This is a genomic window from Pseudomonas sp. KB-10, assembly GCF_018221585.1.
In the GTDB taxonomy this organism is placed as follows: Bacteria; Pseudomonadota; Gammaproteobacteria; order Pseudomonadales; family Pseudomonadaceae; genus Aquipseudomonas; species Aquipseudomonas yangonensis.
Window position 1 is genome coordinate 105451 of record NZ_QYYB01000009.1, and the last position, 23628, is coordinate 129078.

Annotated in this window: 23 protein-coding genes; 15 read left to right on the plus strand and 8 right to left on the minus strand. The window is 60.7% G+C overall.

Annotated elements, in window-relative coordinates; all coding sequences use genetic code 11:
* Positions 1-9 precede the first annotated feature (9 nt).
* From DXK50_RS21935 to DXK50_RS21975, 9 genes are all read left to right on the plus strand, one after another.
* A complete protein-coding gene (locus DXK50_RS21935) occupies positions 10-1338 on the plus strand; it encodes a TAXI family TRAP transporter solute-binding subunit (RefSeq protein WP_212631728.1) in 1329 nt (442 codons plus the stop codon).
* Between the two features lie 90 nt (positions 1339-1428).
* The gene (locus tag DXK50_RS21940; protein WP_212631729.1) at positions 1429-2094 is read left to right on the plus strand and encodes a hypothetical protein; all 666 of its coding nucleotides are present in this window, start codon (positions 1429-1431) and stop codon (positions 2092-2094) included.
* A 13-nt stretch (positions 2095-2107) separates the two neighbouring features.
* On the plus strand, positions 2108-4003 hold the full coding sequence (locus DXK50_RS21945) for a KAP family P-loop NTPase fold protein (protein WP_212631730.1): 1896 nt from the start codon (positions 2108-2110) through the stop codon (positions 4001-4003).
* Between the two features lie 12 nt (positions 4004-4015).
* Positions 4016-5320, plus strand: a complete 1305-nt coding sequence (locus DXK50_RS21950) for an AAA family ATPase (protein WP_212631731.1) — start codon at positions 4016-4018, stop codon at positions 5318-5320.
* The gene (locus DXK50_RS21955) at positions 5313-5654 is read left to right on the plus strand and encodes a hypothetical protein (RefSeq protein WP_212631732.1); all 342 of its coding nucleotides are present in this window, start codon (positions 5313-5315) and stop codon (positions 5652-5654) included. The genes DXK50_RS21950 and DXK50_RS21955 overlap by 8 nt, the downstream gene beginning before the upstream one ends.
* Positions 5651-6247 carry a hypothetical protein gene (locus tag DXK50_RS21960; protein WP_212631733.1) on the plus strand — a complete coding sequence of 199 codons (597 nt, stop codon included), beginning with the start codon at positions 5651-5653 and terminating at the stop codon, positions 6245-6247. The genes DXK50_RS21955 and DXK50_RS21960 overlap by 4 nt, the downstream gene beginning before the upstream one ends.
* A 4-nt stretch (positions 6248-6251) precedes the next feature.
* Positions 6252-6950 (plus strand): hypothetical protein, encoded by a 699-nt coding sequence (locus DXK50_RS21965; RefSeq protein ID WP_212631734.1) that lies wholly within the window; start codon positions 6252-6254, stop codon positions 6948-6950.
* 142 nt (positions 6951-7092) lie between these two features.
* On the plus strand, positions 7093-8100 hold the full coding sequence (yejK, locus tag DXK50_RS21970; protein WP_017362552.1) for a nucleoid-associated protein YejK: 1008 nt from the start codon (positions 7093-7095) through the stop codon (positions 8098-8100).
* 75 nt (positions 8101-8175) lie between these two features.
* Complete coding sequence (locus tag DXK50_RS21975; protein ID WP_212631735.1) at positions 8176-8496, plus strand: glutaredoxin family protein; 321 nt, start codon at positions 8176-8178, stop codon at positions 8494-8496.
* A gap of 18 nt (positions 8497-8514) precedes the next feature.
* Here the strand turns inward: DXK50_RS21975 and DXK50_RS21980 are convergent, their stop codons facing one another.
* The 4 genes from DXK50_RS21980 to DXK50_RS21995 all read right to left on the minus strand — a co-directional run bounded on the left by DXK50_RS21980 (position 8515) and on the right by DXK50_RS21995 (position 11085).
* Positions 8515-9450, minus strand: coding sequence for a glutathione S-transferase family protein (locus DXK50_RS21980; protein ID WP_212631736.1), 936 nt, complete (start codon positions 9448-9450; stop codon positions 8515-8517).
* Between the two features lie 65 nt (positions 9451-9515).
* Complete coding sequence (locus DXK50_RS21985; protein WP_212631737.1) at positions 9516-9797, minus strand: GIY-YIG nuclease family protein; 282 nt, start codon at positions 9795-9797, stop codon at positions 9516-9518.
* A complete protein-coding gene (pcsA, locus tag DXK50_RS21990) occupies positions 9794-10513 on the minus strand; it encodes a phosphatidylcholine synthase (RefSeq protein WP_161867531.1) in 720 nt (239 codons plus the stop codon). Before pcsA ends, DXK50_RS21985 begins: the two co-directional genes overlap by 4 nt.
* A gap of 101 nt (positions 10514-10614) precedes the next feature.
* Complete coding sequence (locus DXK50_RS21995) at positions 10615-11085, minus strand: nuclear transport factor 2 family protein (RefSeq protein WP_161867530.1); 471 nt, start codon at positions 11083-11085, stop codon at positions 10615-10617.
* Positions 11086-11236: 151 nt separating this feature from the next.
* On the opposite strand from DXK50_RS21995, the gene DXK50_RS22000 reads away from it, so the two are divergent.
* Complete coding sequence (locus DXK50_RS22000) at positions 11237-12178, plus strand: GlxA family transcriptional regulator (protein ID WP_212631738.1); 942 nt, start codon at positions 11237-11239, stop codon at positions 12176-12178.
* Positions 12179-12235: 57 nt separating this feature from the next.
* Here the strand turns inward: DXK50_RS22000 and DXK50_RS22005 are convergent, their stop codons facing one another.
* The 4 genes from DXK50_RS22005 to DXK50_RS22020 form a co-directional block, all read right to left on the minus strand.
* Positions 12236-12997 carry an amino acid ABC transporter ATP-binding protein gene (locus tag DXK50_RS22005; RefSeq protein WP_212631739.1) on the minus strand — a complete coding sequence of 254 codons (762 nt, stop codon included), beginning with the start codon at positions 12995-12997 and terminating at the stop codon, positions 12236-12238.
* A gap of 156 nt (positions 12998-13153) precedes the next feature.
* Complete coding sequence (locus DXK50_RS22010; protein WP_212631740.1) at positions 13154-14251, minus strand: amino acid ABC transporter permease; 1098 nt, start codon at positions 14249-14251, stop codon at positions 13154-13156.
* A 9-nt stretch (positions 14252-14260) separates the two neighbouring features.
* Entirely contained in the window at positions 14261-15445 is a 1185-nt protein-coding gene (locus DXK50_RS22015; RefSeq protein ID WP_212631741.1) for an amino acid ABC transporter permease, read from the minus strand.
* Positions 15446-15542: 97 nt separating this feature from the next.
* Positions 15543-16571, minus strand: coding sequence for an amino acid ABC transporter substrate-binding protein (locus DXK50_RS22020; RefSeq protein WP_212631742.1), 1029 nt, complete (start codon positions 16569-16571; stop codon positions 15543-15545).
* 476 nt (positions 16572-17047) lie between these two features.
* On the opposite strand from DXK50_RS22020, the gene DXK50_RS22025 reads away from it, so the two are divergent.
* From DXK50_RS22025 to rhlB, 5 genes are all read left to right on the plus strand, one after another.
* A complete protein-coding gene (locus tag DXK50_RS22025; protein WP_212631743.1) occupies positions 17048-17707 on the plus strand; it encodes an alpha/beta hydrolase in 660 nt (219 codons plus the stop codon).
* A gap of 24 nt (positions 17708-17731) precedes the next feature.
* Positions 17732-19633 carry an acyl-CoA synthetase gene (locus tag DXK50_RS22030; RefSeq protein WP_212631744.1) on the plus strand — a complete coding sequence of 634 codons (1902 nt, stop codon included), beginning with the start codon at positions 17732-17734 and terminating at the stop codon, positions 19631-19633.
* A gap of 189 nt (positions 19634-19822) precedes the next feature.
* Positions 19823-20761 carry a GGDEF domain-containing protein gene (locus DXK50_RS22035; RefSeq protein ID WP_212631745.1) on the plus strand — a complete coding sequence of 313 codons (939 nt, stop codon included), beginning with the start codon at positions 19823-19825 and terminating at the stop codon, positions 20759-20761.
* 98 nt (positions 20762-20859) lie between these two features.
* Complete coding sequence (locus DXK50_RS22040; RefSeq protein ID WP_212631746.1) at positions 20860-22023, plus strand: dipeptidase; 1164 nt, start codon at positions 20860-20862, stop codon at positions 22021-22023.
* A gap of 99 nt (positions 22024-22122) precedes the next feature.
* Positions 22123-23571, plus strand: a complete 1449-nt coding sequence (gene rhlB / locus DXK50_RS22045; protein ID WP_212631747.1) for an ATP-dependent RNA helicase RhlB — start codon at positions 22123-22125, stop codon at positions 23569-23571.
* The last annotated feature ends 57 nt before the right edge of the window (positions 23572-23628 follow it).

Sequence of the window (23628 nt, forward strand, 5' to 3'; positions counted from 1 at the left end):
GGATGCCCAATGCGCCGCGTACTGAACGACCTGAAAATCATGATCCTGACCAACCTGTGGATAGTCCCGGTGGTCGGGGCACTCGTCTGGGCCTTGTTCCAATTCGTCCCGCCACCGCCGCCGATGAGCGCGAGCATGGCCACCGGCACTCCGACCGGGGCCTACCAGCAGTTCGCCGAGCGCCTGAAGGAAGAGCTGGCCAAGGAAGGTTTCGAACTCCATCTCGTACCGACCTCCGGCTCGCGTGACAACCTGCAGCGTTTGCTGGCCAGGAACCCGCAAGTGGAGATCGCCCTGGTACAGAGCGGCCTGGAGCGCCAACTGACGGCCGAAGAGCAGCGCCAGCTGGAGAGCCTGGGAGCGATCTATCAGGAGCCGCTGTGGCTGTTCTACCGACGCGATGTGGAGCTCGATCGCATTGCCGACCTGCTCTCACTGCGCCTTGGTCTGGGCGGCGACGGCAGTGGCACCCGCGCCGCCAGCGATGCCATCCTCGGCGCCAATGCCATTGCCCCCGAGCAGTATCCGGACAGCTGGCAAAGCATCGGCGGCGGCAAGGCGGCCCGCGCACTGCTGGCCGGCGAACTGGACGCCGCGTTCTTCGTCGGCCCGGCTGAGAACGCCCTGGTACAGCAGCTGGCTGCCAGCCCGGATATCGTCCTGGCGCATTTTCGCCGTGCTGCCGCCTATGAGGCGCGCCTGCCGTTCTTCAATCGGGTAGAGGTCGGCGAAGGCCTGCTCGACCTGGCCAGCAACGCGCCGGATCGCGACATCGTCACCCTGGCTCCGGTCGCGACGCTGGTGGTCAACGATGAGTTCAACCCCGGCCTGGTGCCGCTGTTCCTCGAGGCCAGCCGCGAAGTGATGAGAAAGGGTACGCTGCTCGACGCTGCCGGCACTTTCCCCAGCGCCGAACCGCGCACCTTCGACCTGCACAAGGACGCCAGGCACTACTACGACAAAGGCCTGCCGATTCTGCAGCGCTATGTACCGTTTCGCATTGCCTCGCTGGCCGACCGCTACATCATCCTGCTGATCCCGCTGATCGTCGTGATGATCCCGCTGCTCAAGGCCGTCGGGCCGCTCTACCAGTGGCGCATCCGCGCGCGCATCTATCGCTGGTACAAATACCTGCGCGAGATCGACCGCAAGCTGCACGCAGGCTCGCTGCCCGACGAGCTGGATAACGAGATCGCCCGCCTTGAGCACCTGGAGGACGAGCTGGCATCCGTGGAAGTGCCGCTGTCGTATTCCAACCAGCTGTACGAGTTGCACCTTCACGTACGCTACGTGATCGAGCGACTGCGCGATTTACAGCAGCGGCGTATCACAAAGTGAGTTAAAGAGGGACAAGCTTGGTCATAGTAGTGACGTCCAAAGGGCAATGTGCTATCAAGCTGCTTGGATTTACAAAAGGCCAGGATTGCCATGTCGGAAGATTTTGCCCTTCTGCTGCTCGAGTCCCCATGGTGGACTCCGAAGTCGAACCCCACTCGTGCTTCTGCGCTTCCTTTCTTTCAGAGCCTGGAGCGCCTGCACGACTACTTCAATATCTACTACTCAACCTTCTATGACACAGCAGGGTTCGAAAGAGCCTTGGCGGAAGACCTGATTCATACAGAGGAGAAACGCCAGCTTCTCTATATCGGCGCCCATGGCACCGAAAACCGAATCGCCAATGGCCGAGCCAGCACCATTCTGGAAAAGGTCGCGTTGTATGGCGACAAGATCGAAGGCGTCATCGTCAGCAGTTGCCTAGTCGGCGCGTGTGACTCCAACCTCTGGTTTCCCCTGCTGGTCAACAAGACCCGCTGGGCATTCGCCTATCGTCATTCCGTCGACTGGCTGACCACCCAGTTGATTGAATTGGCCATCCTCGAAGAACTGGCCCTAGCCCCCGAGAACTATGCGGATGACCGGGAAGAATTGCTGAAGCTATTCGCCCACGCACTGAACAAATTCAATCCGATGACGCCGGTCGGTGAAAATGGCGAGTCCCTATCCGACTGTATCAGTCTGATTCAACGTGCCAAGTACAAACGGTTCCCAGAAAATATTACCCAAGCATTAATCGAAAAGGCCTGGGCCAATTAAAAAAACCTAGAAAATGACACAAAATATATTAGCTCCACATAATGAACCCCAAAAACGCAGTTGCTTTAACGACCAACCCATTACGTCTCACAAAGATGATCACCTTAAAAATAACCAATACGCTAAAGGACTGTTGCAGTTTATTAAGATTGCCGATGCACCCATCACTATTGGCATCCAAGGTGGTTGGGGAAGCGGCAAGACCAGCCTGATAAACCTACTGCAACATGAACTTGAGAAAAGTGGCGATAGCCTTTGTATAAACGTTAATGCTTGGCAGCAGTCACTTTTTGCAAACTCTGGAAAAAGTGGAGAAATTGCACTATCCCTGCTTGACAGTGCATACGAAGAACTCAAAGAGCAGATTATTGAAAAAGGAAAAAGTGGAAAGCTAAAAATAAACGAAGAACAAAAACAAAATATCATACGCTTGGGCTCTACCGTCGTCCGCCTAACGGCTGCGTTTGCCGGTATACCATTACCCGCCAGCGGTGAAAGTGCTGAAAAAACACAACAACGCCCATCAAGGGCGTTCAAACGCCTCAGGCAGGATATGAGTGATGCCATTCGCTCGTTGATCTCAGATAAATCAAACAGACTCGAAAGAATAGTTATCTTCGTTGACGATCTTGACAGGATTCAACCTGAAACGGCAGTGGAGGTTCTAGATGTACTCAAAAATGTATTTGACATTGAACATTGCATTTCCGTCCTAGCCATCGACTATGACGTCGTGATCAAGGGGCTGCGCAAAAAATTTGGAGAACAAGGTAAAAACCAACGAGAATTCCGTCAATATTTCGACAAAATCATCCAGATTCCATTTTCTATGCCGGTCGGCAACTACCACCGCAATATACCGCATCTACTCGAACGACTGATCGAAACGGTGCTACCAGGTACAGTTGAAACCGCTAACCGAGAGCTTTTCATAAAAAGCGTAACTGATATAGTCGTATCAGCAACCGATGGCGTCCCCAGAAGTATCAAGCGTATCGTCAATACCGTTTCGTTACTGAGCATCATCGACAGCAGCCCACAAGAAGACACAGACAAGACTTCACATACTGCAACGGCCTCAAAAGAATTACAGTTCAAGATATTACTAGCTGTCGTCTGCTTGCAGGTTTCCTTCCCCGATATTCACAAAGCCTTATCCAGACTGCCAAACATAGAGATGTGGGACGACGAGGCACCTCGTACTATTTGGCAACTATCTACAATGGAAGAGCACGAACAGCAGCGTGAAATTTTGGAAGACGAATTCAACTACGATGAATGTAGCTGGCAGTCACCACTTCTGGATTTGATACTTCATTATGAACTGACGGCGAAAGCTATTGAAATTCGGGACATTATCTGGGAGCTGAACGATCTAGCTGCCGAACCTGGCGGCCTGCAAGCGCTGCGAAAAACTTTACGTTCAACCAACATCACCGAGACCGACAGCGCCGACAACCAAGTCCCGAGTCCTGAAATAACCAAGGAAGACGCTCACAAGCATTGCCGAAATATACTAGATACACTACTAGAACATATCGGCGAGGACCGTTTGGGCCGCATACACGGCCGCAAAACCACTAAAGAGAATGAAGATGAATGGACACTCGAACATACCGGGAAAGTAAACTATCCAATTCGTCCAGACGGTCTTGAACAAATAGATATCGTTCTACATACGGAGAATACCCTACCTCGCTTTACAATTTATTTCCTTATCCCAAAGGCCAAACTCAATCCCACTCTGCTCAAGCACATATCCGACGCAGGTTTTTATGAACCAGGTTTGGCTGGATGGTTTGGCATCAACCTCCCCCAAAATCCATCAAGTGGCTTGGAGCCCAATATAGAGGGCTTTCACAACGAAACCCTGCCACGCATCCGCAAACTATTGGATATTCTGGGCTAAACGTGCATGCATTTGAACCAAGCCAAAATTGCCATGATGCACCTGCTCAACTTACTGATTGCAGGCGGGCTGGATGAGCGATTTACCCGTGCCAATCCCAAGCTGCCGCACTCGCTAGTGCGGCTTACCTTGGGTTGGCTGTTCCCGATGCTCGACTTTGTGATGACCGGCGACCGCCAGATCGGCTCGCAGCATCGAGAGTTCATCAACACCATCTTGGTCAACAGCCTCAGTGCAAGGACGCTGAATCTGGCCGATGGCGCCCTGCGCGACCGTAACATGGCGTTCGACCCACAGGTACTGCCGGCCTTCCTGCTGATAGCCGAGCGCCTACAGCCGGGCTTTTGCGAAGAAGCCTATCCCTGCTTGGACGAGTTGATCCAGGCGGCCATTGCCTGGGACGGCGACAAAACACCGGATGACATGGATCGAGCGGAACAGGTGCTGCAGCCGATTCGCAAGCACTTCGAGCTCGAAACCGGGCCTCGTTCCAGCCACTCGCCTCTAGCGCCCGGCGAAGCGTTGAAGGAACTGGAAACTCTGGTGGGGCTGGATAGTGTCAAACGCGAGGTGCGTAACAGCGTCAACTTCGTTCGCTACACCCTCAATCGCAAAGAAAATGGTCTGCCGGTACCACCGATCTCCATGCATATGGTCTTCACCGGCAACCCCGGTACGGGCAAGACCACTGTGGCGCGACTGATCGCCGATATTTACCGCGATATCGGCCTGTTGCGCAAAGGCCATCTAGTAGAAACAGATCGCTCGGGAATGGTCGGTAAGTTTTTGGGCGAGACGCCTGGGTTAGTTCGCGAAGTCGTCGAAGGCGCCTTCGGCGGCGTGTTGTTCATCGACGAAGCCTATGCCCTAGTGAAAGGCCGAACCGATAGTGACTACGGCTATGAAGCAGTGGACGTTCTGCTCAAATTGATGGAAGACCACCGCGACGACCTGATCGTGATAGTTGCCGGCTACACCGAGGAGATGCGGACGTTCATCGAGTCCAATCCCGGTCTTAAGTCGCGCTTCACCCGTTATATACATTTTGACGACTACGAACCTGCGGATCTCTTGCGGATTTTCCGCCGCCTATGCGACAGACACGAGCTGCGCTTTCGTGCCGAGGCTTGGCAAAAGAGCGCACAGGTCATCAAGAACCGTTGGATTAGGGGCGGCGAGCATTTCGGCAACGCACGGGAAGTCCGCACTTTCTTCGAAGAGGTAATGCAGGCCCACGCCAACCGGTTGGCACAAATCGACAATCCCAGCCGCGACCAACTGCGCACGCTGACCGTGGAGGACATCCCAAGTGAGTAGCGAGCAGTTGAAAACCAGCCTGCGCCACACCCACGCCTACATAGAAGCCTATGGCGTTGAATTGCTAGCAGATGTGGAAGGTTTATTCCGCCAGGCTCTGGATCAAGTTGATGAGGCCCCCACGGAAAGCACGCAGGCAGATGTCGCGATCCACTTCGACGCGCCTGCCGAACCGCCTCCAAGCCTCTTTCAAGCAGCGCAACCGCCACACGAGGAGCGCCCCATAATTCAAGAAAACGCCCTAGAAACACTCGCCAACTGGCATTTTTATCTGCCGGCTATCCTCGGCGGCGTAGCTGTTGCGGTAATTTTATTTCGAGGCTGGCTTTCATGAGTAACAGACATCGCCGCTCACTGCATCGCAAAGCCTATATGATCGTGGACATCTGGCACGCCATAAGAGTCACTGCCGCCTGCTGGCTGAGTATGTTCTTCAGCCTCCTACTATCGGGAGGTCTGCTGATCTGGCTGCTGCTGAGCGATTTTCGCCCGGAGATATGGGTCTCTCTGTGTCTCTGCGGCAGTCTGTTTTCGGCCAGCTTGTTTGCCTGGCGAGTCTGGAAGGCGCAGTCCGCCGGCATCCGAATCGATCCGGTATCTAACACTCTTACCTTCAGCGCCGACGACCTAGAAAACAGCCTGCATGACATTCTCAGCCTCCGGCGCTTTTTCGATCATGCCAGACGTATTCGGGTCGCCATCAACGATATAGAACGACTGGATAACGATACCCAGCGCATCCGACGTGGTAAGAGCAACCGCAGACAATACGGGCTGAATCTGTCCGGCGACTTCGGCTCCTATCAACTGATGTTCAGCCACAAACAGAAGCGTGACGAGTGTCGGGCATTGCTCGTGCAAGTCATGAGTCGAGTCAAAGGTCGAGCGCCATCACGCGACGCCAACATCGCCTTCCCCGAGTGTTAATCCCATGAGCAGAAAGAAGAAACAGGAAGGTAATCCGGCAGGGCTGTTGCTGTGGCTGCTGGGCTGGATAGTATTTCTACTAACCATTCTCGCCACCTCCTTCATCTGGCTGGGCTGGCTGATATGCGAGTTTCTCTATGCCAAACATCCCCGTACTCCAGACGAGGCGGAAATACTACTCGACGAGGAGGAACAACAGGAACTGTCCGAAAATCAGGCCCGCACCCGCGCAATAGACGCTCGACTAGAACAGATCGAAGTAGAGGGACGAAAATTGCGACGTCGTAAGGATGGCCTGTTCCATGCGGGTAGCGCACTAGGTGCCCGGCTGAACACGGAAATCGCCGCACTGTCAGAGGAGCGCAGTGATTGCCAATCCATCTGTCATGAGCTTTGGCAACTCCCCGAACAACGCCTGCGGGAGTGGTCTGCTCCATTGTCACGTCTGCTTGGTTTCCGCTGGGCTATTTCGACTTATGTAACGTGCCTGGCTTACGGTTCGATTCTGATGCCATCCTCCGCTATAACCTTGCACGGAGTGGTACTGCGAAATTTGGGTGATTATCTGCCTGCCGTGTCTTTCCCGCTCTACGGAGCCATGGCACTAGCCAGCGCCGTGGCAATTTGCCTGGGTGGTGGAGCCTATTTGTTCTACAGCCGGTATATCCACGATCACTATTCACTCCAGCTGGAGGCCGCCTGAAGACAAGGCTTCTTTGAAGATAGACTTCAGATCTGCGCTTGAACCAAACCGTGTTTAGAAGCGGCTTACCGAGGTCGAATAAGGCGTATCCGCCACCTTCGGGTAAACTTCGCCTCCTGTTTCATTTGCCCACGAGACCGCCATGCCGATCCGTCACTGCATCGTCCACCTGATCGACAAGAAGCCCGACGGCAGCCCGGCCGTGCTGCACGCCCGCGACAGCGAGCTGGCCACGTCGCAAGCCATGGAAAACCTGCTGGCCGACCTCAACGAGAGCTACAACGCCAAGCAGGGCAAGGCCTGGGGCCTGTTCCACGAGGAATCCGGTGCCTACCCTTTCAGCGGCTGGCTCAAGGCCTATCTCGATGGCGAGCAGGACTTCACCGCCTTCAGCCGCCAGGCCGTGGAGCAGCTGCAGAAGCTGATGGAAGAGTCCAACCTGTCCACTGGCGGCCATGTGCTGTTCGCTCACTATCAGCAGGGCATGACCGACTACCTGGCCATCGCCCTGCTGCACCACAGCGAAGGCGTGGCGGTGACCGACGCACTGGACGTGACTCCGGCCAAGCACCTTGACCTGGGCCAACTGCACCTGGCTGCGCGCATCAACATCAGCGAGTGGCAGAACAACAAGCAGTCCAAGCAGTACATCTCCTTCATCAAGGGCAAGAACGGCAAGAAGGTCTCGGATTACTTCCGCGATTTCATCGGCTGCCAGGAAGGTGTCGACGGCCCGGGCGAGACACGCACCCTGCTCAAGGCCTTCAGCGATTTCGTGGAAAGCGAGGACCTGCCCGAAGAGCAGGCCCGCGAGAAAACCAAGACGCTGGTCGGCTACGCCACCAGCCAGGCCAAGCTGGGCGAGCCGATCACCCTCGACGAACTTTCCGGGCTGATCGACGAAGACCGTCCGCGCGCGTTCTACGAGCACATTCGCAACAAGGACTACGGCATGGCCCCGGAATTTCCGGCGGACAAGCGCACCCTCAACCAGTTCCAGCGCTTCACCGGCCGCGCCGAGGGGCTGTCGATCAGCTTCGAAGCACACCTGCTGGGCTCCAAGGTCGAGTACGACGAGGGCCGTGACATGCTCATCATTCGCCAGCTGCCGACCCAGCTCAAGGACCAGCTCAAGCGTCGCCAGGACTGATAGCGCACGGCTGGCGGGATGACCCGGCGCGGTTTACCCTGACACGACCGTGCCATCACACAAGGACGCGACACGATGAAGACGCTTGTGCTGCTGCTCGCCGCCCTGGCCCTGTGGCAACACTGGGACAAGATCGAGCGCTGGATCGACCCGCCCCAGGCCGGCAACGCCAGCGGTGAAGTGGTGCTCTACGCCACGCAATGGTGCGGCTATTGCGCGAAGACGCGCGAGCTGTTCGCCGAGGACGGCATCGCCTATCGCGAAGTGAATATCGAGACCGATGCCGCCGGCCGCGCCCGATACCAGGCGCTTGGCGGCCGCGGTGTGCCGGTGATCGACCTGCGCGGGCAGGTCATCCATGGCTACGACGTGCGCGCCATCCGCGCCGCCTACTGACAGGCGGCGCAGCGGGCCTCAACGCGCCTCGATACGGAAGCCCAGGCGCGGGAAGTGCACGTGCACGATGCCGGCGCGCTCGTCCTCGCGACGCAGGATCAGCTCATCACGCCCGGCATGCACCAATTCACCCTGCACCGGGTCGACGCCGTAGTCCACCGCCGCAATGCTCACCGCCTGGCCGGCCTCGAAGCCGTTGGGGTCGATGAAGGCTTCGTCCGGCAGCGCTGCCGGCGCCGCCTCGCGCGCCACGGTGATCGCCTGCTCGCTGCTCATTTCGCTCAACGAGCCATGGCCGAAGCCCAGCACCCGGGCGAGCCAGGCAGCGACCTCGGGATAATCATCGACCAGCGGCGAGGTCACCGGCGTGCCGCGCAGGAACCACAGGCAATGGGCCACGGAGAAATCGGCGTGCGATGGCTCACCGAAGAGGAAATCGCCCTGCTCGCGCTGCAGCTGGCGCTGCAATGCCCCCATCAGCGCCGGCCACTGGTGCTTGGCCTGCTCCAGCGGCAGACGGGTCGCGCTGCCACCGGAAAACAGCGCACTGCGGTCGGCGGCGAAGGCCTTGGCGAACTCGGGCGGCACCTTGGCGAAGCGCAGCGCCATCGACTCGGGCTGGAACACCAGCGCCACGACGTGCTGGAACAGTACCGAGTCGGCCCATTGCGAGAGCAGGCCGACGTTGAATTCCTGACCTTCGGGGAACAGCGCCGGGGTGGCCTTCTCGGCCTCCAGACGGCGAGCGATCAGCGCGGTATCGCAGTAGATGTCGGCGCCGATCTGCAGCACCGGTGTCTTGCGGTAGCCACCGGTCAGCGCGGTGAGATCAGGCTTGGGCATCACCGGAGGAATCATCACCGAACGCCAGGACAGCTGCTTGAAGCCCAGCATCAGGCGGGCCTTCTCGGCGAACGGCGAGGTCGGGTAATGGTGCAGGATCAGCTCGTGCATGGCGCGCTCCGTGGCAGGATCGAAAGACCTCAGCTTAACCGCAGCGCCTCGCTACGCCCACCGTCTCAGGGTGATGCAACGCCATCAACGGCCAGAATGAGCGCTTCTTTGGCGCTTTTGCTCAGGCGTTTGATCGCCCGCTCACGCCGCAACGCATCGCCCTTGCCGGCACAGGCCTCGACATAGGCCAGCGCCAGCGCGGGGCTGGTGTGGAAAAAACGGGCGCCCTTGCCGCTCTGGTGCTGGACGAAACGCCGCTGCGGGTCATCACTGATACCGCAATACAGGGCGCCATTGGCCGCACGCACCAGGTAGACGAACCAGGCCTTTTCGACGGCCGCGTTCATCCGCGTGCAGGGAACCACTCACGCGCCGAGCGCCACAGGCACATGCCGACGAAATAGGCCGAAGCCAGCCACCACAGCGCCAGCAGCCAGAACGGGTTGGCCGGGTACTGCAAAATCAGCAGCGCACTGGAAAACATCCAGACGAAGGTCACCAGGATGTTCAGCGGCATGAACTGACGTACGCGGAACGGGTGCAGGAATTTCATCTTGGTCAGGGTCAGGCCGGCCAGCAGCACGATCATGCCCAGGGTGATCCAGGGATGGACATCGAGTATGTAGAAATACAGCACCACCACGTTCCAGGCCGCCGGGAAGCCGACGAAGTAGTTGTCCTTGCTCTTCATGTTCAGATTGCAGAAGCAGAACAGCGAGGACAGCAGAATCAGCCCTACGGCGAACAGCGGCGTGTAATCCGGTAATGGAATGAAGCGGTAGAGGAAGATGGCGGGGATGAACACGTAGGTGAGGTAGTCGATCACCAGATCGAGTGTCGAACCATCGAAATGCGGCAGCACGCCCTTGACGTCATAGCGTCGCGCCAGCGATCCGTCCAGGCCATCGACCAGCAGCGCCAGGCCGAGCCACATCAGGCACTGCTTGGGTTGGCCGTCGAGTACAGCCAGCAATGCCAGCAGCGCAAGGATCACGCCGCTGGCTGTAACGGCATGGACCCCCCAGGCCTTGGCCTGTTTTACGGCAACGATCAGTTCGGTCACGGCAGGTCTCGATTGGCAGTGGAGGTGCGGCACCCCATGTGCGCACTCTCGTTATTGAAGGCTAAGACCGAGTAGCCTACCACTGCGTTCCTTCGCCCGCCTCAGCGCGAAGCGCGGAATTGGGCCAGAGCGCGTGCCGCCTGTCGACGAATGGCCGCCTGAACCGGTGGCGCCCAGCCCAATAGCAGCCCTTTGCCACCGAGCGCCTGACGCGCCCAGCGCCACAGATCGAAGTGGTCGCGGTGCTCGACGATCAGCCCGTCGCGAAACACGAAGCGTGCCTGAATGTGATTGATCACCTGACGACCAGTGGCGCTGAAACGGTAGCGAGCGATCCAACGCGCGCTGCCGGCATGGCCGTCTGCGTGCACCGAGTCGAACGTCAGCGAAAAGTCTTCGGCACGGCTGCAGAGCATGCGCCACATATCCCCTGCCTCGTCGCCGCGCAGGCCGGTGAAGACCGGGTCGGAGAAACGCACATCCTCGGCGTAACAGGCCGCCATGGTTTCGGCATCGAGCTTCTGGAAGGCGCTGTAGAAACGCTGGAGTAGATCGGCGTTGGGGTGGTTCATGATTCGCTCCTGCGTGACTGTCGGTGATGACGGCAGTGACTGCGCTGCGTCGGTGAATGCAGCCTAGTGTGTGCGCCGGAGGGTACGATGGCGATTGGCTATAAAGACAACTTTGTGTCAATAATCGCCAATCCACGTAAGAGCCATTTCCATGCTGCGCATCGCCCTGTATGTCTGCCCACAAACCATCTGCTCAAGTCTGAGCATGGCGCAGGACGCCTTCAGCCTGGCCAATCGCCTGGCCGACACGCCCTGCTTCGAGTTGCAGCGCTTCAGCCTCGATGGCCAGCCGGTGCAGTTGGAGTTCGCCCAGATTCAGGTCGAGGGCGGCCTGCAGTTGGCCGAGCAGGCCGACCTGCTGATCGTCCCTGCCACCGGCAGCGCCATCCGCAAGACCCTGGAGAGCAACGCCGGGCTCCTGCCCTGGCTGGCACGACGTGATCGGCAACAGGTGGCGAGCCTGTGTAGCAGCGCCTTCCTGCTGGCCGCCGCCGGGTTGCTCGATGGTCGCCAGGCCACTACCCACTGGGCTCTGGCCGAGGCCTTCTGCCGCCACTTTCCCCAGGTGAAACTGCGCAGCGATCTGCTGTTGACCGAAGATGGTCCGCTGTTCTGCTCCGGCGGCGCCCAGGCCGGCCTCGACCTGTGCCTGCACCTGATCGCCCGGCATGCCGGCGAATGGCTGGCGCAACAGGTGGCCAGCGCCATGGTGATCGACCGTCAGCGCGGTACGCAGACGCGCTTCGCCCCGCTGCTACCCAGCAGCGAAGACAAGACACTGGCCCCGCTATTGGCCTGGCTGCGCGAGCACCATGCCGAGGCCATCGACCTCAACCGCCTGGCTCAGCAGGCCCATTGCTCGGCGCGCACCCTGCTGCGCCGTTTCAAGCAGGCCACCGGGCTGACGCCTGGCGACTATCTGCAGCGCCTGCGCATCAGCGTCGCGCAACAGGCGCTGGCCGACTCGGCGCAGTCACTGGAGCAGATAGCCAGCGAAGTCGGGTTCGCCGACCGCGCCACCTTTGCCAAGCGCTTCAAACAGCTGTGCGCAGAGACGCCCGGCGCCTTTCGCAAGCGCATGCGGCGTAGTTAGCGCCAGACAACGAAAAAGGGAGCCCGAAGGCTCCCTGGTCGATGCCACGATGCCGACTCAGTGCAGGATCTGGCTGAGGAACAGCTTGGTGCGCTCGTTCTGCGGGTTGGTGAAGAAGACGTTCGGTTCGGCCTGCTCGACGATCTCGCCCTTGTCCATGAAGATCACCCGGTTGGCCACGGTACGGGCAAAGCCCATCTCGTGGGTCACGCAGAGCATGGTCATGCCGTCTTCGGCCAGACCGATCATGGTGTCGAGCACCTCTTTCACCATCTCCGGGTCGAGGGCCGAGGTCGGCTCGTCGAACAGCATGATCTTCGGCTTCATGCACAGCGCACGGGCAATCGCCACACGCTGCTGCTGACCACCGGAGAGCTGCCCCGGAAACTTGTTGGCCTGCTCGGGAATGCGCACGCGCTCGAGAAAGTGCATGGCGATTTCCTCGGCCTGACGCCTGGGCATCTTGCGCACCCACATCGGCGCCAGGGTGCAGTTCTGCAGCACGGTCAGGTGCGGGAACAGGTTGAAGTGCTGGAACACCATGCCCACTTCGCGGCGGATCGCCTCGATGTGCTTGAGGTCGCTGGTCAGCTCGGTGCCATCGACCACGATGCGCCCCTGCTGGTGCTCTTCCAGACGGTTGATGCAGCGAATGGTCGTGGACTTGCCCGAGCCGGACGGCCCGCACAACACGATGCGCTCACCCGGTTGCACGCTGAGATTGATGTCCTTGAGCACGTGGAACTGGCCGTACCACTTGTTCACGCCCTGCAGCAGGATCATCGGCTCGGCGCTGGGTTGCTTGATTGCTTCACTCATAAATTCATTCCTCTCGAGGGCTCGATTCAGGATTTAGCGCGCTAGAGCCAGGCAAGGCGAAAACATTCGAGGGAGCGGGGCGTACTGTTGTACGTGAGCATTCCGAGAATGTTTTCAACGCCGCCTGGTCGACGCGCAGCAAATACTGATCAACTCCTAACGCTTGTGGCCGGTATCCAGCTTCCGCTCCAGATGGAGCGAATAGCGGGACATGCCGAAACAGAAAATCCAGAAGACCAGCGCCGCGAACACGTAGCCCTCGGTGGCCATACCCAGCCAGGCCGGGTCGGTGGTCGCCTGTTTGATGCTGTTGAGCAGATCGAACAGGCCGATGATGATCACCAGACTGGTGTCCTTGAACAGGGCGATGAAGACGTTGACGATGCCCGGGATCACCAGCTTGAGCGCCTGCGGCAGGATCACCAGGCCCATCATCCGCCAGTAGCCCAGGCCCATTGCCGCAGCCGCCTCGTACTGGCCCTTGGGAATGGCCTGCAGACCGCCGCGCACCACCTCGGCGATATAGGCGGACTGGAACAGGATCACTCCAATCAGTGCACGCATCAGCTTGTCGAAGTGCATGCCTTCGGGCAGGAACAACGGCAGCATCACCGACGACATGAACAGCACGGTGATCAGTGGCACACCGCGCCAGAACTCGATGAAGGTGACGCAGATGACCTTGATCGCCGGCAGGTTCGAACGTCGCCCCAGCGCCAGCAGGATACCCAGCGGCAAGGCGCCGGTGATGCCGACGTAGGCGATCACCAACGTCAGCATCAGGCCCCCCCAGCGGCTGGTGGGCACCACGCTGAGGCCGAACACGCCGCCATGCAGCAGGCACCAGGCGATCACCGGATAGATCACCAAGAATGCCAAACCGTAGAGCGCCTTGCGCGGCATCTGCGGAACGAACAGCGGGGCCGCACCGATAATGGCCAACCACAAGGTAGCATCCACCCGCCAGCGCAGCTCGCCAGGATAGAAGCCATACATGAACTGGCCGAAGCGCTGCTGAATGAACACCCAGCAGGCGCCTGACTGGGTACAGTCGGCGCGGGTACTGCCGACCCAGTCGGCATCGATGATCGCCCACTGCAGTAGCGGCGGCACAACCAGCCAGATCAGGTAAAGCGCGAACAGGGTCAACAGGCTGTTGAACCAGTTGGAGAACAGATTGGCCTTGAGCCAGCCCAGCACGCCGACGCTCATGCGCGGCGGTGGCAGGTCCGGTTTGAATGTATGAGTCTGCATGGCTGCTCCTTACCGCTCGGTCAGCGCGATGCGCTTGTTGTACCAGTTCATCAGCAGGGAAATGCTGATGCTGATGGCCAGGTATACGCTCATGGTGATGGCGATCACCTCGATCGCCTGGCCGGTCTGGTTGAGTACCGTGCCGGCGAACAGCGAGACCATGTCCGGGTAACCGATACCGGCTGCCAGCGAGGAGTTCTTCGCCAGATTGAGGTATTGGCTGGTCAGCGGCGGGATGATCACGCGCAGTGCCTGCGGAATGATCACCAGGCGCAGGGTGACGCCCGGGCGCAGGCCCAGCGAGCGCGCGGCTTCGGTCTGGCCATGGCTGACCGCCATGATCCCCGAACGCACATTCTCGGCAATGAAAGCCGCGGTGTAGATGGTCAGCGCCAGGGTTAGCGCCATCAGCTCGGGGATCATCACCCAGCCGCCGCGGAAGTTGAAACCGGTCAGCTCCGGCACGCTCCACACCAGTGGGTTGCCGGCGACGAGCACGGTCAGACCGGGAACGACGACGATCAGCGCCAGCGATGTCCACAGCAGCGGGAAGATCTTGCCGGTGGCTTCGCGGCGCTGCTTGGCCCAGCGCCCCAGGGCGATGATGCCGACGATGGTGGCCAGCAGGACCAGGGTGAACAGCCCGAAGCTCTCCGATGGACTCGGCGCCGGCATGTACAGACCGCGGCTGTTGAGGAAGAAGGTTTCACCGACATCCAGGCTCTGCCGCGGTCCAGGCAGGGCCAGGAAGACCGCAAAGTACCAGAAGAGGATCTGCAGCAGCGGCGGAATGTTGCGGAAGATCTCGATATAGACGGTGGCCAGTTTGCTGATCAGCCAGTTGGGCGACAGCCGCGCCACGCCCAGCGCGAAGCCGAGAATGGACGCCAGCACGATGCCGATGAAGGACACCAGCAGGGTATTGAGCAGGCCGATCAGGAACACGCGCCCGTAACTATCGCTTTCGCTGTAGTCGATCAGGTGCTGGGCGATACCGAAACCGGCGCTGTTGTTGAGGAAAGCGAAGCCGGAAATGATTCCGCGCTTCTCCAGGTTGGCCTGGGTATTCTGGAAGAGAAACCAGCCGAGCGCCACGACGGCGACAACGGCAATGATCTGGAAAGCCCAAGCGCGCACCGGCGGATCGTTCAGAAGCGATCCTCGCGGGCGCGGGGCATTAGCAGTCGTATGCATGACAACCCTCACGGAAGCCCCGGCCGCATACAATCAGGCCGGAGTTCACTTAATCGGAAACGACAGCGGCAGACGCTAGGTCTGCCGCTGTGGACGGTCAACGCACCGGCGGTGCGTATTGCAGACCACCCTTGTTCCAGAGGGCGTTGAGACCACGCTCGATCTTCAGCTCGCTTCCGGCACCGACGTTGCGGTCGAAAGTCTCGCCGTAGTTACCGACTTGCTTGACGATCTGCACTGCCCAGTCTTTCGGCAGCTTGAGGTCTTTGCCGAACTCACCTTCGGTCCCCAGCAGACGGGCTACGTCCGGGTTCTTGGTGGATTTGGCGGTTTCTTCGACGTTGGCCGAGGTCACGCCCAGTTCTTCGGCGTTGAGCATGGCGAACAGGGTCCAGCGCACGATATCGAACCACTCCTCGTCACCCTGACGAACGGACGGGCCGAGCGGCTCCTTGGAGATGACTTCCGGCAGCACCACGTAGTCGCCCGGGTTGGCCAGCTTGATGCGCTGTGCGTACAGCTGCGACTGGTCGGAGGTCAGCACGTCGCAACGACCGGCTTCGACCGACTTGGCGCTCTCGTCGGAGGTATCGTAGGTAATGGGCGTGTACTTCATGCCGTTGGCACGGAAGTAGTCGGAGAGGTTCAGCTCGGTGGTGGTACCGGCCTGGATGCACACGGTAGCGCCGTCCAGTTCCTTGGCGCTGGAAACCCCCAGCTTCTTGTTCACCAGAAAGCCCTGTCCGTCGTAGTAGGTCACGCCGGTGAAGTTCAGGCCCAGTGCCGCATCGCGCGAGCTGGTCCAGGTGGTGTTACGCGACAGGATGTCGACTTCGCCGGACTGCAGCGCGGTAAAGCGCTCCTTGGCCGTCAGCGGGCTGTACTTGACCTTGGTCGCGTCACCGAACACCGCGGCTGCAACAGCGCGGCAGACGTCGACGTCCAGGCCCATGTAGTTGCCTTTTGCATCGGCGTAGGAAAAACCAGGCAGACCGTCGCTGATACCGCACTGCACGAAGCCTTTCTTCTGCACTGCATCCAGGGTGGCGCCTGCTTGAGCAAAGCCACTGACACCGAGCACAGCTGCGGTGGTCAGCACAGCCAGGGTGGATTTCACCATCTTCATCAAAAACCTCCAGTTGCTCTTGTTGTGTTGGAGTCTCCGTCCGCCTTCCCCACCCTTTTGAGGCATGCGATCCGCTGGCAGCAACGGTATCGACGAGAAGTTCGAACGTCAGGCGGGAGTCTAGTCGGCATTTCCCTCTACTGGCCAACTGCTCCTACCCTGCCCATTGGTTGAACGGGCCTGAGACGGATCGTCATCCGCCTGGGCGTAACACCGCCCCGACGGTCTGTTAGGAACCCCCCACAGCAGATTCCTGCCTGTTGAGCAGCGCGCATTACACAGTGTTACCGTTAGCGCACCGCGTCGTCAGTCCGGATGAGCCATAGCAAGCCCCGTACCAGCACATGGCAAATGGCCGTATGCGCTAGGGTCAAGAGCAAAAGATTCACCCGTGCGACAACTTGTTCACAGATTAGCCAAGCGTTGAGCAGGGGCGCGCCCCAAATCGATGCACCCGCACCACACTGGAGCTACCAATGACCGCACCCATGATTCTGCAGCCCCCGCAAACCGCCGATGCCAGTGTCATCTGGCTGCATGGGCTGGGGGCTGACCGCTACGATTTTCTGCCGGTCGCCGAGATGCTGCAGGAACGCCTGCCTACCACGCGCTTCATCCTCCCGCAGGCACCGACCCGCCCGGTGACCATCAACGGCGGCTGGAGCATGCCGAGCTGGTACGACATCCTCGCCATGAGCCCGGCGCGCGCCATCGACCAGGCGCAGCTGGACGAGTCCGCCGATCAGGTGATCGCCCTGATCGAAGCCGAGCGCGAAAGCGCCATCGCCGCCGAGCGCATCGTCCTGGCCGGCTTTTCCCAGGGTGGCGCGGTGGTGCTGCACACCGCCTTCCTGCGTTACCAACATCCCCTCGGCGGGGTGTTGGCGCTGTCGACCTACGCGCCGACATTCAGTGACGACATGCAGTTGGCGGATACAAAAAGACAACTGCCGGTGCTTTGTTTGCATGGCAGATTCGACGACGTGGTGACACCCGACATGGGCCGTGCCGCGTACGACCGCCTGCACGCCAGTGGCGCACAGGTGCAATGGCGCGATTATCCGATGACCCACGAGGTCCTGCCGGAAGAGATTCGCGATATCGCCGAATGGTTGGGCCAGTTGCTGGCCGACTGACCGAACCGAAGAGATGCACGATAAATGAGCACAGCGCCCCTGATTCGCACCCTGCAGGATATCGAGCAGATCGAAAGCACACCGTTGAGCGAGCGCGATCTACCCGGCAGCACCTTCGAGCTGGTCCGCCGCACGGCACAGACCTATCCGGATACACCGGCGCTGTCGTTCATTCTCCAGGGTACGGGAGAAGAAACACCGCTGCGCCTGAGCTATGCCGAGCTGCTCGGCAAAATCACCCAAACCGCCAACGCCTTCCATCGTCTGGGCTTGCGCCCGGGCAAGGCGGTGTCCTTCCTGCTGCCCAACCTGCCGCAGACCCACTACACCATCTGGGGCGGCGAAGCGGCCGGGATCGTCAATGCGATCAACCCGCTGCTCGATCCCGAGCACATCGCCGAACTGATCCACGCCTCCGACTCTGAACTACTGGTAACCCTGGCCCCCTTCCCCGGCACCGACCTGTGGGACAAGGTCGATGCCTTGCGTGATCGGTTACCGGCGCTCAAGGCGATTCTCTGCGTGGACCTGGCCAACCTGCTGCCGGAGCCCCAGCGCAGTGCACTCAAGGCCCAGCGCGGCCCCCTGCCCGACGGCGTGCTGGACTTCGACGAGGCCATCGCGGCCTGCCCCGCAGACCGCCTGGAAAGCGGCCGCAACATCCTGCCCGAGGACATCGCCAGCTACTTCCATACCGGTGGCACCACTGGCACGCCGAAACTGGCGCCGCACAGCCACGGCAACGAAGTGGCCATGGCCTACAGCATGAACCTGGTGACCCGCTTCGGCGTCGGTGACGTGACGCTCTGCGGCCTGCCGCTGTTTCACGTCAACGGCGTGATCGTCACCGGCCTGGCGGCCTTCATCGGCGGCGCCGAGGTGCTGCTGGCCACCCCACAGGGCTACCGCAACACCACGCTGATCGGCAATTTCTGGAAGGTGATCGAACGCCACAAGGTCAGCTTCTTCAGCGGCGTGCCCACCATCTATGCCGGCTTGCTGCAGGTGCCCAGCGAGGGCTATGACCTGTCCTCGCTGAAATACGCGCTGTGCGGCGCCGCGCCGATGCCTGTCGAGCTGATCCGCCAGTTCGAGGCCAAAACCGGCCTGACCCTGATCGAAGGCTACGGCCTGACCGAAGGCACCTGTGGCAGCTGCGCCAACCCGCCCGCCGGCGAACGCCGCCCTGGTTCCATCGGCCTGCCGATGCCCTACTGCGAGGTGCGCATCAAGGTGCTCGACGAACAGGGCCGCTATGTTCGCGATGCTGCACAGAATGAGATCGGCAACCTGTGCATCCGTGGCGCCACGGTATTCAGGGGTTATCTGCAGGCCAGCAAGAATGCCGGCATCTGGGTCGATGGCGACTGGTTCAACACCGGCGACCTCGGCCGCGTCGACGCCGATGGCTATATCTGGCTGACCGGTCGCAGCAAGGATCTGATCATCCGCGGCGGCCACAACATCGACCCGCAGATGATCGAAGAAGCCCTGCACAAACACCCGGCCGTGGCCATTGCCGCTGCCGTGGGCAAGCCGGATGAGAAGGCCGGCGAACTGCCGGTGGTCTACGTGCAGCTCAAACCCGGCAGCCAGGTCAGCGAGGCGGAACTGCTCGAGCATGCAGCCGCGCACATTCCCGAGCGCGCTGCAATTCCAAAGGACGCCTGGATCATCGACGCCATTCCGCTCACGGCAGTGGGCAAGACATTCAAGCCGGCGCTGCGCTTCGATGCCATCACCCGCGTTTACCAGGCCGCCGTCGGCGAGCTGCATCCTGCCGCTCGGGTCGAAGTTCTGAGCGACGACAAGGCCGGTCAACTGGCCCACATTCACCTGCCAAATCAGGATCAGACACTGGCCGAGGCCATCGACGAGCGCCTGGCCGGCTACGCGGTAGGCCATCGTATTCACTTCGCAACGTGATCCAGAGCGCGCAAGGACGCGCGCCAGTTAACAACTTTGCACTTTCGTGCCGCCACTTGTCGGCCGAACGTTGGGCGAGCATTGCCACGCCTGACGCGCGGGAATAATGTCGAGCCATCCGTAGACACGACAGGGAGCGTTGGTGGAGCCCTACGGCCTATTCCCCCGGCCAGGCCCGACGAGATTGCGATGAAACCGGCGCACTGGCAGGCAGACCTGCAGCAAGTTCAGCAGTTGCGACTCTTTCAGAATGTCGCCACCAGCAGCCTCGATCAGTTGCTGCGGGAATTTCGTGCCTGCGAGTTGGAAGCAGGCGAAGTGCTGCTCTCCCCTTTCAACCGCAACCAGCACCTCTATCTGCTGTTAGAAGGCCAGTTGCGCGTCTACCTCGGTTCACTGGACAACCAGGCCGTCAGCACCCTCGAAGTCGGCGACTGCGCGGGTGAAATCAGCTTCATCGACAATGAGCATCCTTCTGCCTACGTGGTAGCCGAGCACCCCTCCATCGTCTTGCGCCTGCATCGCGAATCCCTGGTGGCGCTGTTCGAACAATCTCCACAGATGATGCAGAACCTGCTGGAGCTGCTCTGCGACCGCGTGCGCAAGGGCAACCGGAAGATTCTCGACAGCGAGCAGAACGCCAATGTCGACACCCTGACCGGCTGCTTCAACCGACGCTGGCTGGAACACGTGTTCGAGCGCGAGAGCACCCGCTGCGCCTTCAACGATGAACCTATGTCGCTGCTGATGCTCGATGTCGACCACTTCAAGGCTTACAACGACCAGCACGGTCATCTGGCCGGCGACTACGCCCTGTGCCTGGTGGCGCATACCCTGAGCAGCCAGCTCAGGCCCAAGGACAGCCTGATACGTTTCGGTGGCGAGGAGTTCGTCATCCTCCTGCCGGAGATCGCCGCCGAGGCCGCGCGCGGCATTGGCGAGCGCCTGCGCGTCAGCCTGGAGCAGATCGCCTCGTTCTACTCGCCGGTTGGCGTGCTGCCCGGCGTCACCATTTCCATCGGCCTGGCGCAGATACAGCAGCAGGACAGCCTGCAGGGCCTGATCGCGCGTGCCGATGCGGCGCTGTACCAGGCCAAGCAACAGGGCCGCAACTGCCTCTGCGGCTGAGCGTTGCCAACATCGCTGCGCACGCGTACCCGAGCGCGCCGTACGCTACGCTTCCCTGCTAGAGTGCCGGGCATAACAACATGCCCGGATGGCTTCTCATGCGCAAACTGCTGATCGCCCTGCTTCTGCTGATTCCCCTCTCTGCCCTCGCCGTGCTCGGCCTGCCGCAAGTGATCGACGCGCAGATGAACAGCGTCGCCAAACCGCCACCCTATGCGGCCAGCGCCAGCGCGCAGAAGCTGCATCAGGGCCTGTTCGTCGCCGACCTGCACGACGATGCGCTGCTCTGGGAGCGCGACCTGCTCAAGCGCTATGACTATGGCCATTCCGACCTGCCGCGCATGCTCGAAGGCCGCCTCGGCCTGCAGGTGTTCTCCACCGTGACCAAGACTCCGCGCGGCCTGAACATGGAGAGCAACGGCGCCGACAGCGACAACATCACCCTGCTGGCCATGGCCCAGCGCTGGCCGCGGGAAACCTGGAACAGCCTGCTGCAACGCGCGCTGTACCAGGCGCAGAAACTCCAGGACGCCGCCGCTGGCAGCGACGGCCGCCTGGTGCTGATCCGCACCCGCGCGGACCTGGCGAATTTCATCGAAGCCTGGGAAAAGGACCCGCGCCGCGTCGCCGGCCTGCTCGCCACCGAGGGCCTGCAACCCATCGAGAACCAACTGGACAACGTCGATAGGCTCTACGATGCCGGATTCCGTATCGCCGGACTGACGCACTTCTTCGATAACGAAGTCGGCGGCTCGGCCCACGGGCTGGAGAAAGGCGGGCTGACCCCGTTGGGCCGGCAGGTCATCGCGCGCCTTGAAGAAAAATCCATGCTGGTGGACCTGGCCCACGCCTCGCGGCCGCTGATCGACGACGTACTGGCCATGACCAAGCGTCCGGTACTGGTTTCGCACACCGGAGTCGAGGGCACCTGCGCCGGCACGCGCAACCTCAGCGACAAGCACCTGCAGGCCATCGCTGCCACCGGCGGCGTGATCGGCATCGGCTACTGGAGCACCGCCGTGTGCGACACCTCGGTCGCGGCCATCGTCAAGGCCATCCGCTACACCGCAGACAAGGTCGGCATCGAGCATGTCGCCCTGGGCTCGGACTTCAACGGCACCGTACATACACCCTTCGATGTCACCGGTTTGGCGCAGATCACCGAAGGCCTGCAAGAAGCCGGATTCGACAACGCTGCCATCGCCGCGATCATGGGCGGCAATGTCCAGCGCCTGCTGCTGGCCAGCCTGCCCGAAAACTGAGACCCGCCTCTTGACAGGCGCGCGCGAAGGCCTTCGCCACGCCCGCGTCTTGCATTACACTGGCGAGCGTTCACTCCTTAACCAATCGATGAGAAGCCCGTGCTCAAAGCACTCAAGAAAATGTTCGGCAAGGCCGAAGACGAGCAGCCACAACCAGCGCCGTCACCCGCAGCAGCGCCCGCCCAGAGCCGTGGCGCCGACGACAAGCGTCCCCGCAGGAACAAGCCCGCCCGCCCAGCCAGCGAGACCGTGAGCGACAGCCCCGCGCCACAACAGCCGCGCCCGCCGAAAGCCGACAAGCCGCGTCGCGAACGCCCGGCCAAACCGGTGGACACCTGGAAGCTGGAGGATTTCGTGGTCGAGCCAGCCGAAGGCAAGACGCGTTTCCATGACTTCAAGCTCGCCCCCGAGCTGATGCACGCCATCCACGACCTCGGTTTCCCCTACTGCACACCGATCCAGGCCGGCGTGCTGGGCTACACCCTCAAGGGCCAGGACGCCATCGGCCGCGCCCAGACCGGCACCGGCAAGACCGCCGCGTTCCTCATTTCGATCATCACCCAGTTGCTGCAGACCCCGGCGCCGAAAGAGCGCTACATGGGCGAGCCGCGTGCACTGATCATCGCGCCGACCCGCGAACTGGTGGTGCAGATCGCCAAGGACGCTGCCGAACTGACCAAGTACACCAAGCTCAACGTCATGAGCTTCGTCGGCGGCATGGACTTCGACAAGCAGCTCAAGCAGCTGGAGTCGCGTTTCTGCGACATCCTCGTGGCCACCCCGGGCCGCCTGCTGGATTTCAACCAGCGCGGTGAAGTGCACCTGGACATGGTCGAGGTGATGGTGCTCGATGAAGCCGACCGCATGCTCGACATGGGCTTCATCCCGCAGGTGCGCCAGATCATCCGCCAGACGCCGATGAAGGGCGACCGCCAGACTCTGCTGTTCTCTGCCACTTTCACCGACGACGTGATGAACCTGGCCAAGCAGTGGACGGTCAACCCGGCCATCGTCGAGATCGAGCCGGAAAACGTTGCCAGCGACACCGTCGAACAGCACGTCTACGCCGTGGCTTCCAGCGACAAGTACAAGCTGCTCTACAACCTGATCACGCAGAACGCCTGGGACCGGGTGATGGTCTTCGCCAACCGCAAGGACGAAGTGCGCCGCATCGAAGAACGCCTGACCCGCGACGGCGTCAGCGCCGCACAGATGTCCGGTGACGTGCCGCAGCACAAGCGCATCAAGGTGCTTGAAGGCTTCCGCGCCGGGCATATCCGCGTGCTGGTGGCCACCGACGTGGCCGGCCGCGGCATCCATGTCGACGGCATCAGCCACGTGATCAACTTCACCCTGCCGGAAGACCCGGACGACTACGTGCATCGCATCGGCCGTACCGGCCGCGCCGGCACCAGCGGCACCTCGATCAGCTTCGCCGGCGAGGACGACGCCTTCGCCCTGCCGCCGATCGAAGCGCTCATCGGCCGCAAGATCCAGTGCGAGATGCCACCGGACGAACTGCTCAAGCCGGTGCCGCGCAGGCACTGAGCCGGCAGCAAGCAAAAAGGCGAAGCCCGTGGCTTCGCCTTTTTCATGTTCCCCTCT

Coding starts and splice junctions, on each gene's coding strand:
- DXK50_RS21975 (WP_212631735.1), top strand. CDS start 8,176: ATGAAGACGCTTGTGCTGCTGCTCGCCGCCCTGGCCCTGTGGCAACAC.
- DXK50_RS22010 (WP_212631740.1), bottom strand. CDS start 14,251: ATGCAGACTCATACATTCAAACCGGACCTGCCACCGCCGCGCATGAGC.
- DXK50_RS21940 (WP_212631729.1), top strand. CDS start 1,429: ATGTCGGAAGATTTTGCCCTTCTGCTGCTCGAGTCCCCATGGTGGACT.
- DXK50_RS21960 (WP_212631733.1), top strand. CDS start 5,651: ATGAGTAACAGACATCGCCGCTCACTGCATCGCAAAGCCTATATGATC.
- DXK50_RS21980 (WP_212631736.1), bottom strand. CDS start 9,450: ATGCACGAGCTGATCCTGCACCATTACCCGACCTCGCCGTTCGCCGAG.
- DXK50_RS21995 (WP_161867530.1), bottom strand. CDS start 11,085: ATGAACCACCCCAACGCCGATCTACTCCAGCGTTTCTACAGCGCCTTC.
- DXK50_RS22000 (WP_212631738.1), top strand. CDS start 11,237: ATGCTGCGCATCGCCCTGTATGTCTGCCCACAAACCATCTGCTCAAGT.
- DXK50_RS22040 (WP_212631746.1), top strand. CDS start 20,860: ATGCGCAAACTGCTGATCGCCCTGCTTCTGCTGATTCCCCTCTCTGCC.
- DXK50_RS22020 (WP_212631742.1), bottom strand. CDS start 16,571: ATGAAGATGGTGAAATCCACCCTGGCTGTGCTGACCACCGCAGCTGTG.
- DXK50_RS21945 (WP_212631730.1), top strand. CDS start 2,108: ATGACACAAAATATATTAGCTCCACATAATGAACCCCAAAAACGCAGT.
- DXK50_RS22030 (WP_212631744.1), top strand. CDS start 17,732: ATGAGCACAGCGCCCCTGATTCGCACCCTGCAGGATATCGAGCAGATC.
- yejK (WP_017362552.1), top strand. CDS start 7,093: ATGCCGATCCGTCACTGCATCGTCCACCTGATCGACAAGAAGCCCGAC.
- DXK50_RS21965 (WP_212631734.1), top strand. CDS start 6,252: ATGAGCAGAAAGAAGAAACAGGAAGGTAATCCGGCAGGGCTGTTGCTG.
- DXK50_RS21985 (WP_212631737.1), bottom strand. CDS start 9,797: ATGAACGCGGCCGTCGAAAAGGCCTGGTTCGTCTACCTGGTGCGTGCG.
- DXK50_RS22005 (WP_212631739.1), bottom strand. CDS start 12,997: ATGAGTGAAGCAATCAAGCAACCCAGCGCCGAGCCGATGATCCTGCTG.
- DXK50_RS22025 (WP_212631743.1), top strand. CDS start 17,048: ATGACCGCACCCATGATTCTGCAGCCCCCGCAAACCGCCGATGCCAGT.
- DXK50_RS21935 (WP_212631728.1), top strand. CDS start 10: ATGCGCCGCGTACTGAACGACCTGAAAATCATGATCCTGACCAACCTG.
- DXK50_RS22015 (WP_212631741.1), bottom strand. CDS start 15,445: ATGCATACGACTGCTAATGCCCCGCGCCCGCGAGGATCGCTTCTGAAC.
- DXK50_RS22035 (WP_212631745.1), top strand. CDS start 19,823: ATGAAACCGGCGCACTGGCAGGCAGACCTGCAGCAAGTTCAGCAGTTG.